The sequence below is a fragment of the Mesorhizobium sp. WSM4821 genome (assembly GCF_055901555.1).
Window position 1 is genome coordinate 6194328 of sequence record NZ_CM148371.1, and the last position, 18619, is coordinate 6212946.

The 18619-nt window shown below is 61.7% G+C and carries 19 protein-coding genes and 3 pseudogenes; 18 read left to right on the forward strand and 4 right to left on the reverse strand.

Annotated features, from left to right (window positions below; genetic code table 11):
• Window positions 1–61 precede the first annotated feature (61 nt).
• Window positions 62–1123, reverse strand: a complete 1062-nt coding sequence (locus AC0NID_RS30255) for an isopenicillin N synthase family dioxygenase (protein ID WP_473456355.1) — start codon at window positions 1121–1123, stop codon at window positions 62–64.
• The gene (locus AC0NID_RS30260) at window positions 1120–2079 is read right to left on the reverse strand and encodes a LysR family transcriptional regulator (protein ID WP_127268795.1); all 960 of its coding nucleotides are present in this window, start codon (window positions 2077–2079) and stop codon (window positions 1120–1122) included. The genes AC0NID_RS30255 and AC0NID_RS30260 overlap by 4 nt, the downstream gene beginning before the upstream one ends.
• A 221-nt stretch (window positions 2080–2300) precedes the next feature.
• Between AC0NID_RS30260 and AC0NID_RS30265 the strand changes: the two genes are divergently transcribed.
• From AC0NID_RS30265 to AC0NID_RS30305, 9 genes and pseudogenes are all read left to right on the forward strand, one after another.
• A complete protein-coding gene (locus AC0NID_RS30265) occupies window positions 2301–3419 on the forward strand; it encodes a BMP family ABC transporter substrate-binding protein (protein ID WP_474033368.1) in 1119 nt (372 codons plus the stop codon).
• Window positions 3419–4969, forward strand: coding sequence for an ABC transporter ATP-binding protein (locus tag AC0NID_RS30270; protein ID WP_473456357.1), 1551 nt, complete (start codon window positions 3419–3421; stop codon window positions 4967–4969). The genes AC0NID_RS30265 and AC0NID_RS30270 overlap by 1 nt, the downstream gene beginning before the upstream one ends.
• Window positions 4962–6020: an ABC transporter permease gene (locus AC0NID_RS30275; RefSeq protein WP_473456358.1), complete on the forward strand. Its 1059-nt coding sequence runs from the start codon at window positions 4962–4964 to the stop codon at window positions 6018–6020. The genes AC0NID_RS30270 and AC0NID_RS30275 overlap by 8 nt, the downstream gene beginning before the upstream one ends.
• A gap of 14 nt (window positions 6021–6034) precedes the next feature.
• Complete coding sequence (locus AC0NID_RS30280; protein WP_473456359.1) at window positions 6035–6958, forward strand: ABC transporter permease; 924 nt, start codon at window positions 6035–6037, stop codon at window positions 6956–6958.
• Window positions 6959–7230: 272 nt separating this feature from the next.
• Window positions 7231–7453 (forward strand): annotated as a pseudogene (locus AC0NID_RS30285) (LuxR C-terminal-related transcriptional regulator); the annotation flags it as partial.
• A 624-nt stretch (window positions 7454–8077) separates the two neighbouring features.
• Window positions 8078–8956 carry an oxidoreductase gene (locus AC0NID_RS30290; protein ID WP_473456360.1) on the forward strand — a complete coding sequence of 293 codons (879 nt, stop codon included), beginning with the start codon at window positions 8078–8080 and terminating at the stop codon, window positions 8954–8956.
• An 8-nt stretch (window positions 8957–8964) separates the two neighbouring features.
• Window positions 8965–9549, forward strand: coding sequence for a TetR/AcrR family transcriptional regulator (locus AC0NID_RS30295; protein WP_473456361.1), 585 nt, complete (start codon window positions 8965–8967; stop codon window positions 9547–9549).
• Entirely contained in the window at window positions 9546–10571 is a 1026-nt protein-coding gene (locus AC0NID_RS30300) for an alpha/beta hydrolase (RefSeq protein WP_473456362.1), read from the forward strand. Before AC0NID_RS30295 ends, AC0NID_RS30300 begins: the two co-directional genes overlap by 4 nt.
• Before the next feature lie 77 nt (window positions 10572–10648).
• Window positions 10649–11617 (forward strand): enoyl-CoA hydratase/isomerase family protein, encoded by a 969-nt coding sequence (locus AC0NID_RS30305; RefSeq protein ID WP_473456363.1) that lies wholly within the window; start codon window positions 10649–10651, stop codon window positions 11615–11617.
• Window positions 11618–11709: 92 nt separating this feature from the next.
• Here AC0NID_RS30305 and AC0NID_RS30310 read toward each other — a convergent pair whose 3' ends face one another.
• Window positions 11710–12273 (reverse strand): TetR/AcrR family transcriptional regulator, encoded by a 564-nt coding sequence (locus tag AC0NID_RS30310; RefSeq protein ID WP_473456479.1) that lies wholly within the window; start codon window positions 12271–12273, stop codon window positions 11710–11712.
• A gap of 109 nt (window positions 12274–12382) precedes the next feature.
• On the opposite strand from AC0NID_RS30310, the gene AC0NID_RS30315 reads away from it, so the two are divergent.
• The 5 genes and pseudogenes from AC0NID_RS30315 to AC0NID_RS30335 form a co-directional block, all read left to right on the forward strand.
• Window positions 12383–13171: an SDR family NAD(P)-dependent oxidoreductase gene (locus tag AC0NID_RS30315; RefSeq protein ID WP_473456364.1), complete on the forward strand. Its 789-nt coding sequence runs from the start codon at window positions 12383–12385 to the stop codon at window positions 13169–13171.
• Between the two features lie 62 nt (window positions 13172–13233).
• Window positions 13234–14328, forward strand: a complete 1095-nt coding sequence (locus tag AC0NID_RS30320; RefSeq protein WP_473456365.1) for an alkene reductase — start codon at window positions 13234–13236, stop codon at window positions 14326–14328.
• Window positions 14329–14395: 67 nt separating this feature from the next.
• Window positions 14396–15397: an NADP-dependent oxidoreductase gene (locus AC0NID_RS30325; protein ID WP_473456366.1), complete on the forward strand. Its 1002-nt coding sequence runs from the start codon at window positions 14396–14398 to the stop codon at window positions 15395–15397.
• A 13-nt stretch (window positions 15398–15410) separates the two neighbouring features.
• A complete protein-coding gene (locus tag AC0NID_RS30330; protein ID WP_473456367.1) occupies window positions 15411–16277 on the forward strand; it encodes an alpha/beta fold hydrolase in 867 nt (288 codons plus the stop codon).
• A gap of 54 nt (window positions 16278–16331) precedes the next feature.
• A pseudogene (locus tag AC0NID_RS30335) lies at window positions 16332–16526 on the forward strand (thiolase family protein); the annotation flags it as partial.
• Here AC0NID_RS30335 and AC0NID_RS30340 read toward each other — a convergent pair.
• A pseudogene (locus AC0NID_RS30340) lies at window positions 16524–16725 on the reverse strand (LacI family transcriptional regulator); the annotation flags it as partial. The pseudogenes AC0NID_RS30335 and AC0NID_RS30340 sit on opposite strands and share 3 nt — an antisense overlap.
• Before the next feature lie 314 nt (window positions 16726–17039).
• On the opposite strand from AC0NID_RS30340, the gene AC0NID_RS30345 reads away from it, so the two are divergent.
• From AC0NID_RS30345 to AC0NID_RS30360, 4 genes are all read left to right on the forward strand, one after another.
• A complete protein-coding gene (locus tag AC0NID_RS30345) occupies window positions 17040–17633 on the forward strand; it encodes a hypothetical protein (protein WP_473456368.1) in 594 nt (197 codons plus the stop codon).
• A complete protein-coding gene (locus tag AC0NID_RS30350; protein WP_473456369.1) occupies window positions 17634–18014 on the forward strand; it encodes a hypothetical protein in 381 nt (126 codons plus the stop codon).
• Between the two features lie 94 nt (window positions 18015–18108).
• Window positions 18109–18318, forward strand: coding sequence for a BrnT family toxin (locus AC0NID_RS30355; protein WP_473456480.1), 210 nt, complete (start codon window positions 18109–18111; stop codon window positions 18316–18318).
• A complete protein-coding gene (locus AC0NID_RS30360; RefSeq protein WP_473456370.1) occupies window positions 18287–18565 on the forward strand; it encodes a helix-turn-helix domain-containing protein in 279 nt (92 codons plus the stop codon). Before AC0NID_RS30355 ends, AC0NID_RS30360 begins: the two co-directional genes overlap by 32 nt.
• The last annotated feature ends 54 nt before the right edge of the window (window positions 18566–18619 follow it).

An 18619-nucleotide genomic window follows, 5' to 3' on the forward strand; every position in this document is an offset into this window, starting at 1 on the left:
ACGGACGGCGGGTATGCGATGCGCGGCCACAGGAGCGGCCGCGCATGACAGGATTATCCGCTTAAGCCGCGGTTTCGGCGCCGGCCTCGCTTTGCGCGGCATAGTGCGCAAATGTCGCCTTGAAGCGGCCGTTGACGTATTCGCCCGACGTGATCGGGGGGTACTTCGCAGGATGATCCTCATCAACGCAACTGGGAAGCACCTCGATCACGGCATCATAGTTTGGACCGAAGAAGAACGGGATCGAATAGCGTTCTTTGCCGGAACGGTTCACCGCGCGGTGGACGGTCGAGGCGAAAAGGTCATTGGTCCAACGCGCCATCTGATCTCCCACATTGACGACGAAGCAGCCGGGGACGGGATCGGCCGCAATCCACTCGCCTGTTGCATTCAGTACCTGCAAGGCTGAAATACCATCCTTCTGGGCCAGGATCGTGAAGCACTCATAGTCCGAATGAGCCCCAATGCCGATCTGGCGGTCATCGATCTCGCCAAACTGCGGTGGATAGTGGAGCACCCGCAAAGTTGCGAGCGGCTTGCCGACCAGCAGGTCGAAATATGTCTCCTCCAACCCCAGAGCCAGAGCAAAGGCATGGAGCAGGTGGCCACTCAGCGTCAGCATCTCGGCATGGTAGGCTTCCAGTGCCGTTCGGAATTCCGGCCTGCCCGCTGGCCACTGGTTGGGACCGTAGAGTACTTTGCCGGCCTTCACGTCCGGATCGTCGGCCGGCACATCCAGCGCAATATCATAGGATTCGTGCAGGTCTCCGCGCGCGGTCGGATCCGTATTCTCCTCCAATATTGCCGCATAACCGCGATTATTCTTTGAATTGGAAACGTGATTCTCCATCTTCACGTCGTCGGATTCGGCGAAATACACCTCCGCCACCCCAAACGTGGCATCGATGACATCCTTCGGAACGCGATGGTTCTTGATATAGAGGAAGCCGACTTCCGTGCAGGCCTGGCGCAGTTCCTGGGCGAGCTTTCGCCTGGCCGCCTCGTCGCCTGTGAACATGGGCTCGAGATCGATGATTGGGATCTTGTCGAAGCTGACACGCTGCGGGTCGAGCCCTCCCCCTTTCATTGCACGCGCGCCGTTACCGGTTTCAAGGACCTTCATTTTTCTGTTCCCTTTTCTTGCTGGCTTGCATCGAAGATTGTTTCGACGTAGTAGCGCGGCCCCGTGAAAACGAAGCCGGGCGAGAAGTAGCGGCCGCAGACATCCATGAACGCGGTCATCTTACGCGACGGAGCGTGCGGGCGCGATATGCGGATGCTGACCCGCTTTTCCGCGGACTCCCATGTGTCGAGCAACGGGATGAGGTGGCCGCGTTCACACTCGATCGTGGTGAAGAAGTGCGGCAGATAGGCAATGCCCTCGCCCGCAACGGCGAAGTACTTGATAGTCCAGTATTCGTTGGCGATCAGGTTGCTGCGCGGCAGGATACTTTCCTGCGCGGTACCTTTCTGTAGCCGCCAGTGCTGCAGGCCCGCCGAGGTGCGATAGACAATGCCCTGGTGTTCCGCCAAATCGGCGGGTTTTCGTGGCATCCCGGCACGCTCGACATAGCTCTTGCTGGCAAAGAGTGCGAATTTTGCGGTGGAGAGCGTTTCGCCGCCTTCGATACCTTCGTCCCATGAAATCACGGCGTCGAGCATATCGAGGCTCTCCGGCGCGTAGAGAACGTGCGGCGAAAAGAAGGTGAGTTCGATTTCGACCTTGGGGTAGAGCTTTCTGAACGCCATGAGCATCTGCGTGTAGTAGGCCGTGCCGAACTCCCCCGTGGCGCCGATCCGCAAGGTTCCGGTCACGTCGTCGCTCAGTTCCGTCACGGCTGCCCGCGCCGTATCGCAGCTTTGCAGGATCTGCCGCGCGTGACCGAGCAGGGTTTGCCCTGCTTCCGTGAGCAACAGGACACGGCCGGAGCGCTCGAACAGAGCGACCTTCAGATCGTCTTCAAGCTGCTTGAGCCGGAGACTGAGCGTGGATTTGGGCAGGCCGTACAACTTCGCCGCGGCGGACAATGACCGCAGTTCCGCGATTTTTACAAATGATGCCAGAGCATCGGTGTTCATTTGATCGTTCACATTTCTGCACAAAATGCCCAAAAAATGAGCATGATTATTTTTGTTGCATGAACGAACGTAATCGGCTGTTATGCACTCCACAAGAGCCAATTCGCTTTTGCCAAATCAAAAAAGACGCTCCGGCGGCAATCGTCACCGTGCAGGGAAGCTGCATGGGCGCGGCATGCTTCCGGCTGAGAAAATCAAAGAAAAACAAGGGGAACCACGAAATGAAAGAGCGCAACACGAAGCCGTCCGACTCAGTTCGCCTGTTCGCGGCGGCGGCCACGGTTTTCGCATCCTGTGCTGCGTCCGGCGCTTATGCCTTTACTCTGGAAGGATCGCCCAAGGTCGCGTTCATCTACGCAAGTTCGGCGCAAGACGGCGGATGGAACGAAGCCCTTGAGGCCGGCCGCAAGGCCGTGGAGGAACAGCTACAGGTGCCCGTCTCGGTGACGGAGAACATACCGGAAGAGGCCACGAAGCTGCGCGCGGCGATCGATCTCTACGTCAAGCGCGGCTTCAACATCATAATCGGCACCACCTATGGCTACAGCGCCCCAATGGCCGAAGCGGCCAAGGCCTATCCGAATGTGGCGTTTCTCAGTGCTTCGGGCACGGAGAATGGAGCCAACATGGAAAGCTTCTATGCCCGCACTTACCAGGGTTGGTACCTTGCAGGCATCGCGGCAGGACAGGCGACGAAGACGAAGAAGAAGATCGGCATCCTCGCCGGCTTTCCGGTCGGCGTGGTGAACTGGGATATCAACAGTTTTGCACTCGGGGCCCGTTCGGTCGATCCTACGATCGAAACGGTCGCGGTCTTCGCCAACTCCTGGTGGGACCCGGTGAAGGAAGGGCAGATCGCCCAGGCCATTCTCGACCAGAAGGCCGACGTGCTCGCCACGAATCTGAGCGCGACCTCGGCGCTCGACGCCGCCGAAAAGGCAGGCGTTCCTTCGATAGGCTTTCAGCTCGACATGTCGCATGCCGCGCCGCGGACGATCCAGACCTCCGTCATCTTCCGCTGGGAGAAATATCTTGTGCCGACGATCAAGGAGATCATCGACGGCAACTGGAAACCCGAGGAATACGGCGCCTTCGAAGGCCTTGAAACCGGCGTGGTCGATCTCGCTCCTTTTGGCGCCTCGGTTTCCGAGGAGACCAAGGCAAAGGTCGAGGCAGCAAAGCAGGAGATCATCGCCGGCAAGCTTGATCCGTTCCAAGGCCCTCTGAAAAAGCAAGACGGCACCATCGTTGTCGATGCCGGCGGGAAGGTCGACGATGCGGCGCTCTGGTCGATGGACTATTTCGTCGATGGTGTCACAGGCACCATGCCGGCGAAGTAATGACGACGGCGCTTCCGCAAGCAGGCGACATGCGACAACCGCCGGGCACGCCGGCGGCTCTGTTGATGTGCGGCATAGGCAAGTCGTTTGACGGCAAAGCCGCGCTCCGCGATGCGTCCTTCTGTCTCGAATGGGGGGAGGTGCATGCCATCGTCGGTGAGAACGGTGCAGGCAAGTCCACTTTGATGAACGTCGCGGCCGGCGTCTATGTAGCTGACGGGGGCGACCAATCGATCGACGGCGAAGCGATCAGTTTGCGCAGCCCGCTGGAAGCCGCCGCCGCCGGTCTCGGCATGGTCCATCAGCATTTCCGGCTGGTCGAGAGTTTTACGGTTGCCGAAAATGTTCTCCTCGGCTTCGGCCGCAAGGCTGCTGTGAAAACGCTGACCGATGCGGCGGCGGTCGTTTCCGCCAAGTCGAGCGAGATCGGCCTGCCCGTCGATCCGCACAAGCTGGTAGCGAACCTTTCGATCGCCGAACGCCAGCGCGCCGAGATCATCAAGGTCATGCTTCTGGGCGCCCGAATTCTGGTCATGGACGAACCGACGGCGGTGCTGACCGACGAGGAAGCGCGCACGCTCCTCTCTTTTACCCAGCGATTGTCGAGGCAAGGTCACGCCGTGGTTTTGATCACGCACAAGTTCCGGGAGGTTGCCGCTTTCTGCGACCGGGTAACGATCATGCGGCACGGCGAGACCGTGCTTGACGGTGCGCGGGTTGCGAACGTCACCGAAGCCGAGGTGGCGCGGCTGATGGTCGGCGATGCCTTGACGGTTGCGGGCCGGCCGTTATCTCGGCCGGGCGATGTGTGTCTGAGCGTGGAAAGGCTTTCCGCACGGGCGACCGCTCACGGGCAAAGCCTGAACGATCTCGGGTTCGAGCTGCATGTCGGCGAAATTCTTGGCATCGCCGGCGTCGGCGGAAACGGGCAGGAGGAACTCGTTGCCTGCCTTCTCGGACTCGACCGTGCCGGTGCCGGCGCGATCGTACTGGATGGCGATGACATATCCACCGCTAGGCCAGACCAGCGCCGCGAGGCCGGCTTGCGCGTCATCCCCTCCGACCGCTTTGACAGCGGGTTGATCAGGGAGCTTTCCATTGCCGACAATCTCGCGCTCACGACCGTCGCCAGCGGTAGCTTCGGCGGTCCGTTTCGCCTGAGCCGGCGGGCGATGCGCGAGAAGGCCGCCGAGGCCATCGATGCGTTCGATATCCGCGGCGCGACGCCGGAACGGCCCGCCTCTTTGCTCTCGGGGGGAAACGCGCAGAAAGTGTTGCTCGCGCGGGAGCTCGATCGCGGCCTGAAGGTTCTCATAGCGCATTCCCCTTCTCGCGGGCTGGACATGAAAGCGGCCGAGTTCGTCCGATCGGCAATCCGCGGAGCTGTGGAAGCCGGCGCGGCCTGCCTTCTGATCAGCGAGGATCTCCAGGAGGTCATGTCCCTGTCCCATCGGGTGGCCGTCATGAACAGAGGAAGGATCGCCGGCTGCCGTCAGACCGGCGACGTCACGCCTGAATGGATAGGAGGCCTTTTAGCAGGCCATGCTTGACACAGCTTTCCTTGTTCGCAGGCAAAATCCCGGCTTCTTGTTGACCAGTCTCAGTTATGTTGGCGGACTGTTGGTCGGGCTGACGGTTTCGGCGGTGCTGCTCGTGCATGCGGGCGTGCCGGCAAGCGCTCTTGTGGATGAGTTCCTGATTACAACTTTTCTTACCTCGGACGGCCTCTCCCAGACGGCGACGGCCGCTTTACCGTTGGTGCTCGTCGGCCTCGCCTCCGCCGTTGCCATGCGCGTGCGGTTTTGGAACATCGGCGTGGAGGGCCAGCTATGGCTCGGCGCGATCGCGTCAACCTGGGTGGCGCTGAACGGCAGCGGGCCTGAAGTGCTGAGGTTGCCGGCGATGTTCGTTCTGGCAGCGCTTGCGGGAGCCGCCTGGATTGCGATTCCGCTTTTTCTGAAACTCAAGTGGGGCGTTAACGAGGTTATTTCGACCCTGCTGCTGGGAAGCGTCGCGTTTCTGCTCGTGCAGCATCTTCTGTTCGGGGTCTGGAGAGACCCTTCCAACAGCTTTCCCGTGACCGCCACTTTTCCCGAGGCGAGCTGGTTTCCCGTTCTGGGATGGGGGCAGTTGCATGCCGGAATCTTCCTGGTCGCCGTTATCGCATTGTCCATCTGGTTCGTCATGGAACACAGCCGGGTCGGCTTCTACGCGGATGCTGTAGGTTTCAACGCCAAGGCCGCGCTCGCCACGGGCCTGCCGGTGCTCAGCATAGCCGTGGGGCTCGTGCTGCTCTCCGGCGCTCTCTCAGGCGTTGCCGGCATGATGATCGTGGCGGGGACGGAGCACCGCCTCAACCAGTCCGTCGGCAACGGCTATCTCTTCAGCGCGATTGTGATCGCCTACCTGGCCCGCGCGAAGCCATTGTGGGTGGTCGTGATCTCTTTCGCGCTCGGCGCGGTGTTCACCGCCGGGAATGTCCTGAAGGTCTTCTACTCGATCTCCGAAGCGATGATCGTGCTGATGCAAGGCGCGGTACTGATGTCGATTTTGATGGCGCAGTTCTTTAGCTCCTATTCGCTCAAACGGCCGAAGAACTAAGGAAGGGCAGTTGCATGGATTTTCTGATCGGCTGGATTGCCATCATTCCGAGCTATGCGGCACCGTTGCTGCTGGCGAGCCTCGGCCTCATCATCTGCGAAAGAGCCGGCGTTCTCAATCTTGGAGCGGAAGGGCTGATGGCGGTCAGTGCCATGACCGGCGCGATGACGGTGCTTTCCGGAGCCGATCCTTGGGTTGGTCTTGCCGCCGGCTCAGCGGCCGCGATGGCTCTCGCGCTGCTGTTCGCAATATCGACAGTCGCCTTGCGCGCCAATCATACGCTCGCCGGCCTGGCCGTCGTCGCAATCGGACTGGGCATCACCGGGGTCGTGGGGCGACCCTACGTGCAGAAGACCTTCTCCGGCATTTCCACCCTTGGCGACCTCTTCGGGATAGACCGCGGTTCGGCATTCGGCCGCATTTTTGCGGTGCAGGACCCGGTTACGCTGGCGCTGCCGATCCTGGTCGGCGCGCTCTGGTGGTGGCTTTCCAAAAGCCGACGTGGCCTCAGGTTGAGGTCCGTCGGGGAAAACCCGGCCGCCGCGGATGTCGCGGGTATCGACGTGCAACTGGTTCAGTTCGGGGCTGTCCTGGCGTCCGGGCTGTTTTGTGGTCTCGCCGGCGCCTATCTCTCAGTCGCCACAAGTCATGTCTGGGTGGAGGGAATGGTCGCGTCGCGCGGCTGGATTGCCGTTGCGCTCGTCATCTTTTCGCGCTGGAATGCGGCTCGAGCTCTCTGGGGTGCGCTTCTTTTCGGAAGTGCGGATGCGCTTGTGCCCAGACTACAAGCCATAGGCGCCGACGTTCCTGTCTATCTCATGATGACTTTGCCGTACTTGCTGACGCTTATCGTACTGGTGGCAGGCTCATTGGGCGGCCGGCGCTCCGGCGAGCCGGCCTTCCTCGGCAGGGTCTATTTACGACAAGACAAACAATAGGAACTTGCCAGGTTCCTTCATGAGCCCCGCCGCCGCGCATCCTTCTGGACGCACTTCGCGGATTTCATGGACAAGCATCAAGGATCGCCGATGCCTGTGCGGTCCCCCCTCGCCCGGCGCTGACCTTGCGGCTCCGCTCGAGGCCTATTCGCGTGCCACTAACCGTGAGATCAAGAACAAAGCGCCATGGAGGCGACAGAGGGGGTCGCCGCGCGTAAAGCGCCAACCTCCGACCGTCGCGAGAAAGTCGCAGCCAGTCGAACCGACCCCCTCTCATGGCGCTGGTTGTGACGGGACTGTTGAACAAGCAGATAGGCTTCGAGCTCGGCATCAGCGAGATCAGTAAAGGCGCATCGCGGCCAGGTTATGCGAAAGATGAAGGCCGGTTCCCTTCCCGCACTAGTCAATATGGCTGCAAGGCTCAATCTCGCACAGTCGCCGCATCTCAGCTATTGCAAAGCCGAGGGGTCGCTTCTTGGAGTGACGGCTAAATAGCCAACTCAAAAAATTGGTGCATTGTTGGTGCAATCGCGCGCAATTCACCACCATGTCCGCTTCCGGTAAATGGAAAAGCAAGTCATCTGACTTGCGGCGCAAGCTACCGTTCGAAGCATTAGCCGCACCGGTTTTCCCGGCCGTGCGGCTACAGGGTCTGCGGTTCGATCCTGTTCAAGACCACCATGAGCGAACTGGCGGCGTGGCAGCGGAATAAGATGCAGGCTGGAACGTCCGTTTCGGGGCCGAAAGCTGCTTGTCTGCTTTTTTGGCGTCGAAACGCGGATAGCGGTCATTCACTCCGATGGGGCCACCGTTCGGATGGCATACGCACCGGATTGCAAATCAGCTGCAACATCCATGATTTCAACAGAGGCTGCGGCCATCGACGATCAGCGTCGCCAGATAGCCCTCCAGGACCTCGACCACGGTCGCTGGATCGCAGACACAATCCAGTTCGAGTCTCGAAGGCCGGCTCATACGAGACCGGCATACCTTCACCCGTCCGGGCCGCTGTGGTCGACGTCTCGCCCCTCCTTGAGAGTACGAACATAATTTAATCCTTGCCTTGCGACCGCCCAACGGCTATTGTCGTATGAACGTAATTCAAAACTTCAGGAGCTCATGATGACAACAACTCCGCAGGTTGCGCTCGTAACAGGCGCCTCCTCAGGCATCGGCAAGGCCACAGCGATCGCCTTGGCCGCCGCAGGTTTCCAGGTGATCGGAACCGGCCGCAACACCGCGAAACTCGCCTCGCCCGCCGGGGTGACCTACCTCGACCTCGACGTGACCAGCGACGAATCGGTCGCCTCAGCGGTCAAGCAGGTGATCGACCGGTTCGGGCACATCGACGTCCTGGTCAACAACGCCGGCGTCGGCACAACCGGCGCAGCCGAGGAGTTCTCGATTACCCAGACGCAGGACATCTTCGACATTAACGTCTACGGCGTCATGCGGACGACCAAGGCGGTCCTGCCGCAAATGCGCGCCCAAGGCCGCGGGCGCATCATCAACGTCTCCTCCCTCAGCGGGTTCGTCCCCAGCCCGTTCATGGCTCTCTACGTCTCGACCAAGCACGCGGTCGAGGGCTACTCCCAGTCGCTGGACCACGAGGTTCGCGATTACGGCGTCCGGGTCCTGCTCGTCGAGCCCGGCCCGATCAACACTCCGTTCGCAGGCCACAGCGTGGAGGCCGACACCCCCATGCCGCTCTACGCGGCGGGACGGCGCAACTACGACGAACTGCTGGAGAAGAACCTCAGCAACGGCGACGACCCCGCCGTCGTCGCCAAGGTGATCGTCGCGGCGGCCACCGACCGGAACCCAAAACTACGGCGAACCGCCGGTACGACCGCCCGGATCATCAACGCGGTGTACCGTGTCGCCCCGGCCCGGATCTTCGACCGCGTCATCCGCAGATTCAACCGGATGCCGAGATCCACCAACCAGTACACTGACCTGGACATAACGGTATCCGGAGCGCAACCCCGGCTGAGATAGAGGAACGCATGGTGCGTTACACGAAAGAACACAAGCAGGAAACAAGGCAGCGGATCATTGCGACGGCCGGTCGACGGCTCAAGCGGGACGGTATCGACGGCTCCGGAGTCGCGACGCTCATGAAGGACGCGGACCTGACCAACGGCGCCTTCTACGCCCACTTCGAATCCAAGGACAGCCTCGTCGCGGAGGCGGTCACCGACCAACTGCACACACTGCACGCGAGCATCGTCGAGCTGGCGGAGCCCGGCCGGGCCGGCCTCGAACAGATTGTGCGCTGGTACCTGTCAACCGACCACCGGGACAACCCCGGCGACGGCTGCCCCAACGCCGCCCTGCTCGATGAGATCGGGCGCAGCGCGGACGCAATCAGGCAGGCGTACACCGACAGCGTGCTGGTCGTCATCGACAGCCTCGCCGCCCGCATGGCACCCGGAGATCCGCTCTCGGCCCGCGTGAAGGCGCTCAGCCTCCTCGGCCTGATGGCCGGGACGCTGCAACTCTGCCGCGCCCTGACCGACCGACAACTCTCCGACGCCCTGCTCGATCAGGGCCTCCGCAACGCCCTGGCCCTGGTGGACGCCCGACCATGACCCTCATTTCCGCGACAGGCCCCGGCACACCCGGCGACGTCGCCCTCCCATCAGACAGGAACACGATGACCGAGCAACCCTTCAACCCACAGCTGCGAGCCGCGCGGTTCCTTCCGCGCACCATCATCACGGCCGGAACGCTTCCGGCGCTGCGTGTCCTCACCAAGCTCACCGGGATCACCCGGCGGCCGGACGCGCAGGTCGTATCCGTGGACGCCGACGTGTCAGTACACGTCTTCCGTCCGGCTTCGGCCCGGCCTCGGAGTCCGGCACTGTTGTGGATCCACGGCGGCGGAATGGTGCTCGGCGACGCGGCGCAGGACAGCGGCTTCTGCCGCCGGATCACCGATCAGCTCAACATCGTCGTCGTCTCGGTGGAGTACCGGCTCGCGCCCGAGCACCCGTTCCCGGCGCCGCTGGAAGATTGCTACACCGCGCTGCAATGGCTCGCCCGCCAATCCGACATCGACCCCGCACGCATCGCCATCGGCGGCGCCAGCGCTGGCGGCGGTCTGGCCGCCGCGTTGGCGCTGCTGGCCAAGGAACGCGGCGAGATCCGTCCGGTGCTGCAACTGCTGTCGTACCCGATGCTGGATGACCGGACCACCACTCGCACCGACATCGACCCGCAGCGGCTCCGCCTCTGGAGCCCGGCCAGTAACCGGTTCGGCTGGCGCTCCTACCTCGGCCCCGCCGCCGCGGACCGCAACGTCCCCCCGCTGGCCGCGCCGGCCCGCTACGAAGATCTCTCCGGCCTGCCGCCCGCATGGATCGGCGTCGGCACCAACGACCTGTTCCACGACGAGGACGTCACCTACGCCCGGCGACTGCAGCATGCCGGCGTCGCCAGCACCCTGCACGTAGTGCCCGGCGCCTACCACAACTTCGACGCCATCGAAGCGAAAGCTGCCATCTCCCGAGCCTTCGTCAAGGCTCAGACGACGGCACTGGACCAAGCACTCAACGGCGGCCGAACGGACGCACACGACAGGTCAGCCGCCCGCTTGGTCTGGGGCGCCTAGTTGCCAGCGCTAGCGCTGCGGCGAGGTGCAATTCAACAACAGGTTGCTGGTCAAACTCCAGCGTTTAGGAGACAGAGATGACATCAGATTCCCGCAAAACCGAAACAGGCTCCCGCGGTCACATCGATATCGAAGAGCGCGGGGCAGTCCTCGTCGCACGCATCGACGGAGGCCCGCATGCGCTGTTCGATGCTGCGCTTACTAAGCAACTAAAAGAGCTAGTCGATCGCGCAGACCGCGACCCGAACATTCATGCGGTCGTCTTCACCGGCACGCACCCGGATCGATTCTTGAGCCACTCCGATGTTACGTGGCTCCAACAGGGTGGTGTCGGGTTCCCGCCCATCAATACACGCATCGCGGGGATTGTTACCCGCATGGCGAGACTCATAAATAAAGTGCCGATTGTCAGAACGCTCGCGGGAATGACGCGACTCAAGACACTTTTGCAGCTCGATAGCTTCCACGCGACCTTCCTGAAGATGAATGCAAGCGGCACTATCTTTATCGCCGCACTCAATGGCTCAGCGCTTGCCGTTGGCGCGGAGTTCGCCTGGGCGTGTGATTTGCGCATCATGGCGGACGGAGACTTTGTCATCGGCCTTTCCGAAGTACTACTCGCGCTTACACCAGGAGGTGGCGGCTCCCAGCGATTACCTCGATTGATTGGCGCCCAGCGATCGTTAGCCGCCATTCTCGAAGGCAAGCCATTCACGCCAGCGGAAGCCCTCGCGCTCGGCGCAGTCGATGAGATTGTTCCTCAGGACGAGGTGCTTGCCCGCGCGATAGAACGTGCAGAATATCTGAGCCTACGGCCCAAGAAGTCTCTCGGGGCGATCAAGCGATCCATCTACTTTGGCAGTTCGCTCCCGCTGGAAGAGGGCTTGCAGCTCGAGCACGCCGAGTTTCTCGTGCGAGATCAGTCAAGGGAAGCTCAGCAGCTGATGCTCAACTACATTGCTGCGACCAACGCCACCGGCGAGTTGCCGCTTATGAATCGAGAGACCTATGCCCGTGCGCTGAGCGCTGGGCGTCTGGGCGATTGATCAAACAAATGGATTCGAACGGCTCAAGCACCCGGTCGCGGCCGACGAGGCAATCCCCAAAGTGAGATGCACAAGGCAACACACCAGCTGGGCTAACCAGCTGACTGTTGTTCAAGCCCGGCATTGATCCACGCACGCGTCTGTTCCAGGATCTCGTCCGAAAGCGCAGTGTCGTCGATCGCCCGGGCGAGGATCACGGCCCCTACCATCGCCGCAAAGCTTCCGATCGCCGCGCGGCGTCTGTCTGCCGCATCCAGCTCTGGGAGCGCCTTGCCGATACGGTCGATCTGCGACCGAAGGCCTTCGGTCATGGCCGAGCGTGCGGCCGGGGTCTGATGGCGGATAGCCGCGGCAAGACCTGCCGTCGGGCAACCACCGGCGGCGTTGTCGCGATGACGGGGCGCAAGATAGTCATCCACATAAGCACGAAAATCGCCCCCTCCGCCTGAGTCCGCGGCGAGGACATGGGCAAGGGTCTGCGCGATCAGGTCGTCCTTCGAGTTGAAGTGACCATAGAAGCCGCCATGAGTGAGGCCGGCGGCGTTCATCACTTCCGCCACGCTGACCGCGTCGAACCCTTTGTCGCGGAACAGCCGGCTGGCCGCGTCCAGGATCCGGCGACGATTCTCCGCCATCTGCTCTCGACTGACCTTCATTTCAAAATTCTCCACCAGCCCCATTGACATTTAGATGATGGCCATCATATTTAGAGGCAATCATGATAACCGTCATGAATATAATTCAATCGGAGAAAAGAGCAATCCCATGACCACCATTCCATCAGTCCTCATCACCGGCGCCTCCACCGGCATCGGCGCCGCCTATGCCGAGCGCTTCGCCCGCCGCGGCCACGACCTCGTGCTAGTCGCCCGTGACCGGACGCGGATGGAGGCGCTGTCGGCGCGCCTGCGTCAGGAGACCGGCGTGGCGATCGACATCGTCAAGGCCGACCTTACGCAGCCTGCCGATCTTGCAACAGTGGAGACGAGGCTGCGCGACGACGCCCGCATCGGCATCCTCGTCAACAATGCCGGAACGGCCATCGGCGGAAGCTTCATCGAGCAGAGCACCGATGACGTTGCGCGGCTGGTTGCGCTCAACACGACCGCGCTTCTGCGGCTTGCCAGCGCCATCGCCCCGCGTCTTGCGAAGGCCGGCGAAGGGGCGATCGTCAATATTGGCTCAGTGGTCGGCTTGGCGCCGGAGTTCGGCATGACGGTCTACGGCGCAACCAAGGCCTTCGTGCTGTTTCTGTCGCAGGGGCTCAGCCTCGAGCTCGAACCGAAGGGCGTCTACGTCCAGGCCGTGCTGCCCGCCACGACGCGGACCGAGATCTGGGGCCACGTCGGCGCCGACGTCAACACGCTCTCCAACGTGATGGAGGTGGACGACCTCGTTGATGCGGCGCTGGTCGGCTTCGACCGCGGCGAACTGGTGACCATTCCGCCGCTTCCAGATGCCGGGCAGTGGGACGCGCTTCAGGCCGCGCGCCAGGCCATGCTTCCGAACTATCGGAACGAACGTCCCGCCGAGCGGTATCGCACCGTCGCGTGAGCGCCAGCCAAGCCATTTCGTTAGTCGACCCCGCCACCGCCGGGGTCAAACAAAGGTGACCTATGACCAACAAAACGCTGTTTGAGCCCTATACTCTCGGCTCGCTGACCCTCTCCAATCGTATTGTGATGGCGCCGCTGACGCGCAATCGCGCTGACCCGGGCTTCGTTCCAGGCGATCTCGCCGCGGAGTATTACGGCCAGCGCGCCTCGGCTGGGCTGATCATTTCCGAGGCCACGCAGATCTCGCAACAGGGACAGGGTTACCAGGACACGCCCGGCATCTACTCCCAGGCGCAGATCGACGGCTGGCGCAAGGTAACGTCCGCCGTGCACGCCGAGGACGGGCGGATTTTCTTGCAGCTCTGGCATGTCGGCCGCGTCTCGCACGTCGATCTGCAGGAGAACGGCGCCGCGCCCGTGGCGCCCTCGGCGATCCGGGCTGAGACCAAGACGTTCGTCAACAACGGCTTCGTCGAAGTCTCGGAGCCGCGCGCGCTCGAACTCGATGAACTGCCGGGTATTGTCGATGAATTCCGGAAGGCGGCTGCGAACGCCATTGCGGCCGGTTTCGATGGCGTCGAGATCCACGGCGCCAACGGCTATTTGCTCGATCAGTTTGCCAAAGATGGCGCCAATGCCCGTACAGATGCCTATGGCGGTTCTGTCGAGAACCGCGCTCGGCTGATGCTGGAGGTTGCAGCTGCGGTCGTCGAGGAGATCGGCGCTGAACGCACCGGCATCCGGATTTCGCCCGTCTCGCCGGCCAACGGCGTTTCCAGCAGCGACCCCCAGACACAATTCGACTACATCGTCGATCAGCTCGATGCCTTGGGCATCGTCTACATCCACGTCGTCGAGGGCGCCACGGGCGGGCCTCGCGATGTTGCGCCGTTCGATTTCGGATCGCTCCGTCGCCGCTTCACGAACACCTATATCGCCAACAACGGCTACGACTTCGAATTCGCGGCGTCACGGCTTGCCGAAGGCAAGGCGGACCTGTTCGCCTTCGGCCGGCCCTTCATCGCCAATCCCGATCTGGTGGAGCGGCTGCAAACCGGCGCGCCGCTGGCGCAGATCAATCCTGCCACGATCTATGGTGGGGGTGCCGCGGGCTATACCGATTATCCCGCCATCGCAGCCGCAAGCCACCCCTGACCATTCGCCGCCGCGCGCAGCAGTTCCAGCCAAGGCTGGCTGTGATGAGAGATCGGAGAACACTATTATGAAGGCCTTCGTCGTCGATCGATACAAAAAGAAGAGCGCCCTGCGCTTCGGCGACATGCCGGAGCCCGCGCCAGGGCAAGACGATGTGCTGGTCGAGATCCACGCGGCCGGGCTCAATGTTCTGGATTCCAAGATCCGGGATGGAGAGTTCAAGCTCATCCTGCCCAATCGCCCGCCCTTCATCCTGGGACACGACGTGGCCGGGGTTGTGGTTCGGGTCGGATCGAAGGTCCGGCAATTCAAACCGGGTGACGAGGTCTATGCTCGGCCACGCGATGGCCGGGTCGGGACATTCGCGGAATTCATTGCCATGAACGAAGCCGACGTGGCGCTGAAGCCCAAGAACCTCACTATGGAGGAAGCGGCATCCATCCCCCTGGTCGGTTTGACCGCCTGGCAGGTCCTGGTCGAGCGAGCCAAATTGAAGAAGGGGCAAAAGGTTCTCATCCATGCGGGCTCAGGTGGCTTGGGTACATTCGCCATTCAGTTGGCGAAGCATCTTGGTGCCACGGTCGCGACGACGACGAGTACGCCGAATGTCGAGCTGGTCAGAAGCCTTGGCGCCGATGTCGTCGTTGACTACAAGAAGCAGGACTTCGAGAAAGTCCTGGCCGGCTACGACGTGGTATTGAACAGCCTGGACGGCGACACACTCCAAAAATCCCTGAGCGTGCTGAAGCCCGGCGGCAAACTGATTTCTGTCACCGGCCCGCCGGACCCTGATTTCGCCAGGGGACAAGGACTGAACTGGGTTCTGCAACAGATCGTGCGCCTGCTGAGCTTCGGCATCCGGAGGAAAGCCAAGCGCCATCGCGTCAGCTATTCATTCCTGTTAATGCGCGCAAACGGCGAGCAGTTGAGCCAGATCACATCGCTGATCGAAGCCGGGACCATTCGCCCAATCATGGATCGGATATTCCCATTCGAAGCGACCAATGAAGCTTTGGCTTACATCGAAACGGGACGATCAAAAGGCAAGGTCGTCGTCAAAATCCGATAGCAAGAAGAAGAACATGACCAAGTCTCATCCGCCACGTACCAGCAGCATAATCACCTGGAAAGATACGGGGACCAAGAGCGTCGATGTTGCAGGCACGACATTCGTCTACCGGCAACTCGGACCCACGGCCGGTGTACCGGTGTTCATGCTGAATCATTGGGGCGCCACCTTGGACAATTTCGATCCGCGCATCGTCGAGGGCCTCGCCGCGACCACGCCCGTGATCGCCTACAACTACCGGGGCGTCGGCGCATCGGGCGGGAAGGCGCCGCTCACAATAGCGAAGATGGCGAACGACGCGATTGCCTTCATCCGCGCGCTGGGCCTCACGCAAATCGATCTGCTCGGTTTCTCGCTTGGCGGCTTCGTGGCGCAGGACATTGCGCTGAAAGAACCCGGCCTTGTCCGCAAGGTCATCCTGACCGGCACCGGCCCGGCTGGGGGCGAAGGCATCGATAAGGTGGGGGCCGTGTCATGGCCGCTCATCATCAAGGGGATGCTGACGTTCCGGGACCCGAAATTCTACCTCTTCTTCACCTCGACGGCGAATGGTCGTCGCGCCGCGAAAGCCTTTTTGGAACGGTTGAAGGAGCGAAAGGCGGATCGCGACAAGCCGATCACGATGACGACATTCCTTAGGCAGCTCAAGGCGATCAAGGCCTGGGGCATGCAGGCGCGGCAGGATCTAAGCGCGATCCGGCCACCTGTTCTGGTGGCCAACGGCGATCAGGACAAGATGGTGCCGAGCAGCAACTCGATCGACCTGGCGCGCCGCCTGCCGATTGCAGAACTCGTCCTCTACGAGGACGCCGGGCACGGCGGCATTTTTCAATATCACGAGACCTTCGTGAAGAAGGCGCTTGAATTCCTCGCGCGCTGATGCGTCGCCCGAACGCTGCGCCAACAACGCCACCACCCGGACAAGGAGAAAACCATGAGCAGACCCCACATCATAGTCGGCCATCCGGTTCGCACCGCGATCGGCGCCTACAACGGCACGCTCAAGAGTGTGCCCGCGACCGAACTCGGCGCCATCGTCGTTCGGGAAACCCTTCGACGCGCCGGACTTTCGGGCGACGACATCGGCACAGTCGTGATGGGCAACGTCATCCAGGCGGGCAATCGGATGGCCCTCACTGACTTCGACGATGCCCAGGCGGGATAACGCTCGCGAAGCGCTTGCCTGAACCCTATCTTGCGTTCCTCCTCGCCGCGAAACCGGCTACTGCTGATGGTGACGAGGATGTGCGCCGGCCCGCCCCCGAGCCACTCGCCGAGGGATTGGCCGCGGTCTCGCCGGCCGCGCGGTTGTCCATGCCGACATAGGCCTGCTTTCTCCATGAGAAGAGACCCAACCGGGTACGCCCAATGACTGCTTTTAGGATCGGTGAACGGTTGTCCAAGCGTCCGAATTGGGGGCGCATTGCGGACTGGCATGATTTGGGCAGCAAGCGATCTGACAGGTTTCGAGATGTGATCGGCCATAGCCGCCCTGCTTCTAGGCTAAGCCAGACAGCCCTTGCGCCACCCTCGCAAAGGTCATTTCATCCCACTGTCCACGCCAGGCTTTACGGATACAGGGCCGATACTGTGCTTCAGCCAGCACTCTCGCTTTTTTCGAACATACGAGAATGCGCGGCAAATGTTGTTGCTGATTCAGGATGCTGAGCGCCGACAGGCGCACGATCCTGCACTGTGGGCACTCTCGGATGATGCCCGCGAGAAAATCGCAGAAGCTGTGACGTTCGCGCTGACGGCAGAAAAGCAGCCTTTCCGGCAGAAGTGGTTAGTCGCGGAGTCGGAAGACAAGCTGGTTGGTATCCTTCATTCAATGCTCCTGCCTGTGCCCCCCATCTACGCCGGCAAATGGGGCGAGCCTGGCCTGCTGCTGCCAGAGACCTTTGTAACGTGGGATGCGCCTGCTGGCACATTGGAGGCTCTGGTTGACGCGGCCGAAGCCGATCTTCGCACCGCAGGGGCGACACTTCTGCTGGCTTCATTCGTCTGCGGTGACGAATGGAGCTCGGCTTCCCGGGGGCGGGGCTATGAACCTTTGACCCTTTATCTGTCCAAGTCCGGTCTCAAACGCGCGTCGGAACCCGCTGATGTGCGGGCCGCCACCGAGCAGGATATTGAAGGGATTGTCACCCGAAGCGCGGAACACAGGGCCATTCTTCACGAACTGGATGTGTTCTGGACTCCCCATGCCGAGGCCGATGCCCGCTTTGGGGGCTAGATGAAGAAAAGCCTGTCCTTCAAGGACCGGGATATGTTGGTGGCGGGCCCGCCAGATACGATTGAGGGCTATGCAATCGCCCAGCCAGCATCGAGGCTGCACTTCCCGCCAGCGCATGACATCTCTGCGACCGGCGTGATCGACGACTTTTTCCACCGCCAGTATGCCGATCCGGCCAAGGCGCAGGGTGCCGGTGCGTCCGCACAGGCGCTACTTCAGACGGCTGAAGCATCATTCGCGGCGCGAGGGATCACGATGGCATTTGGTGTTTGCCCCGCCGCATGGACCTCGAAAATCGCGGTCCTTGAGAACGCGGGATACGAGACGGCGATGGTGTGGATGGTCAAGCGATACCACAGCTCAACGGCTCCATCCGCATAGCTGCCGTTCTGTCGCAGAACTCCTAAAACCTATGGCAGTTCACAAGCGGATCAAGGGTTGCATCCAATACGGGAATCCCGTATAGTTGAGCTATATGACGGAAGACAGGTTCGACCCCGCCAAGGATGCGGCCAACCGCGAAAAGCACAAGCTGCCGCTGGCCTTTGGCGACCGGATTTTTGCGGACGACAACCACCTGATTATTCCCTCCATCCGCGAGATCGACGGCGAGGAATGGTTCAAGGTGGTCGGGATCGTCGGGAGCAACAAAGGTGAAGAAAGAGCATATCACGCTGCCTGCTGATCCGGCCGACGCCGAAGATTTCGACGTGAGGGCCGAAGCACTGGACCGGGGCCAGCGCGCCCGCCTGATCCGCAGGACGAGGACCGGGCTTGGCCTGTCGCAAGCCGAGTTCGCCAGCCGCTTCCGGGTCCCGGTCGGCACGCTGCGCGACTGGGAGCAGGCGCGGGCGACCGCGCCGGATTTCGCCATCGCCTATGTGCGGGTGATCGGCCAGCATCCTGACATGGTGGCGAAGGCCGTCGCATAGCTGGCGTTGCCTGCATGTCGCAGGTTTCGAGATTTTTGCGACGGCTTCGGATTC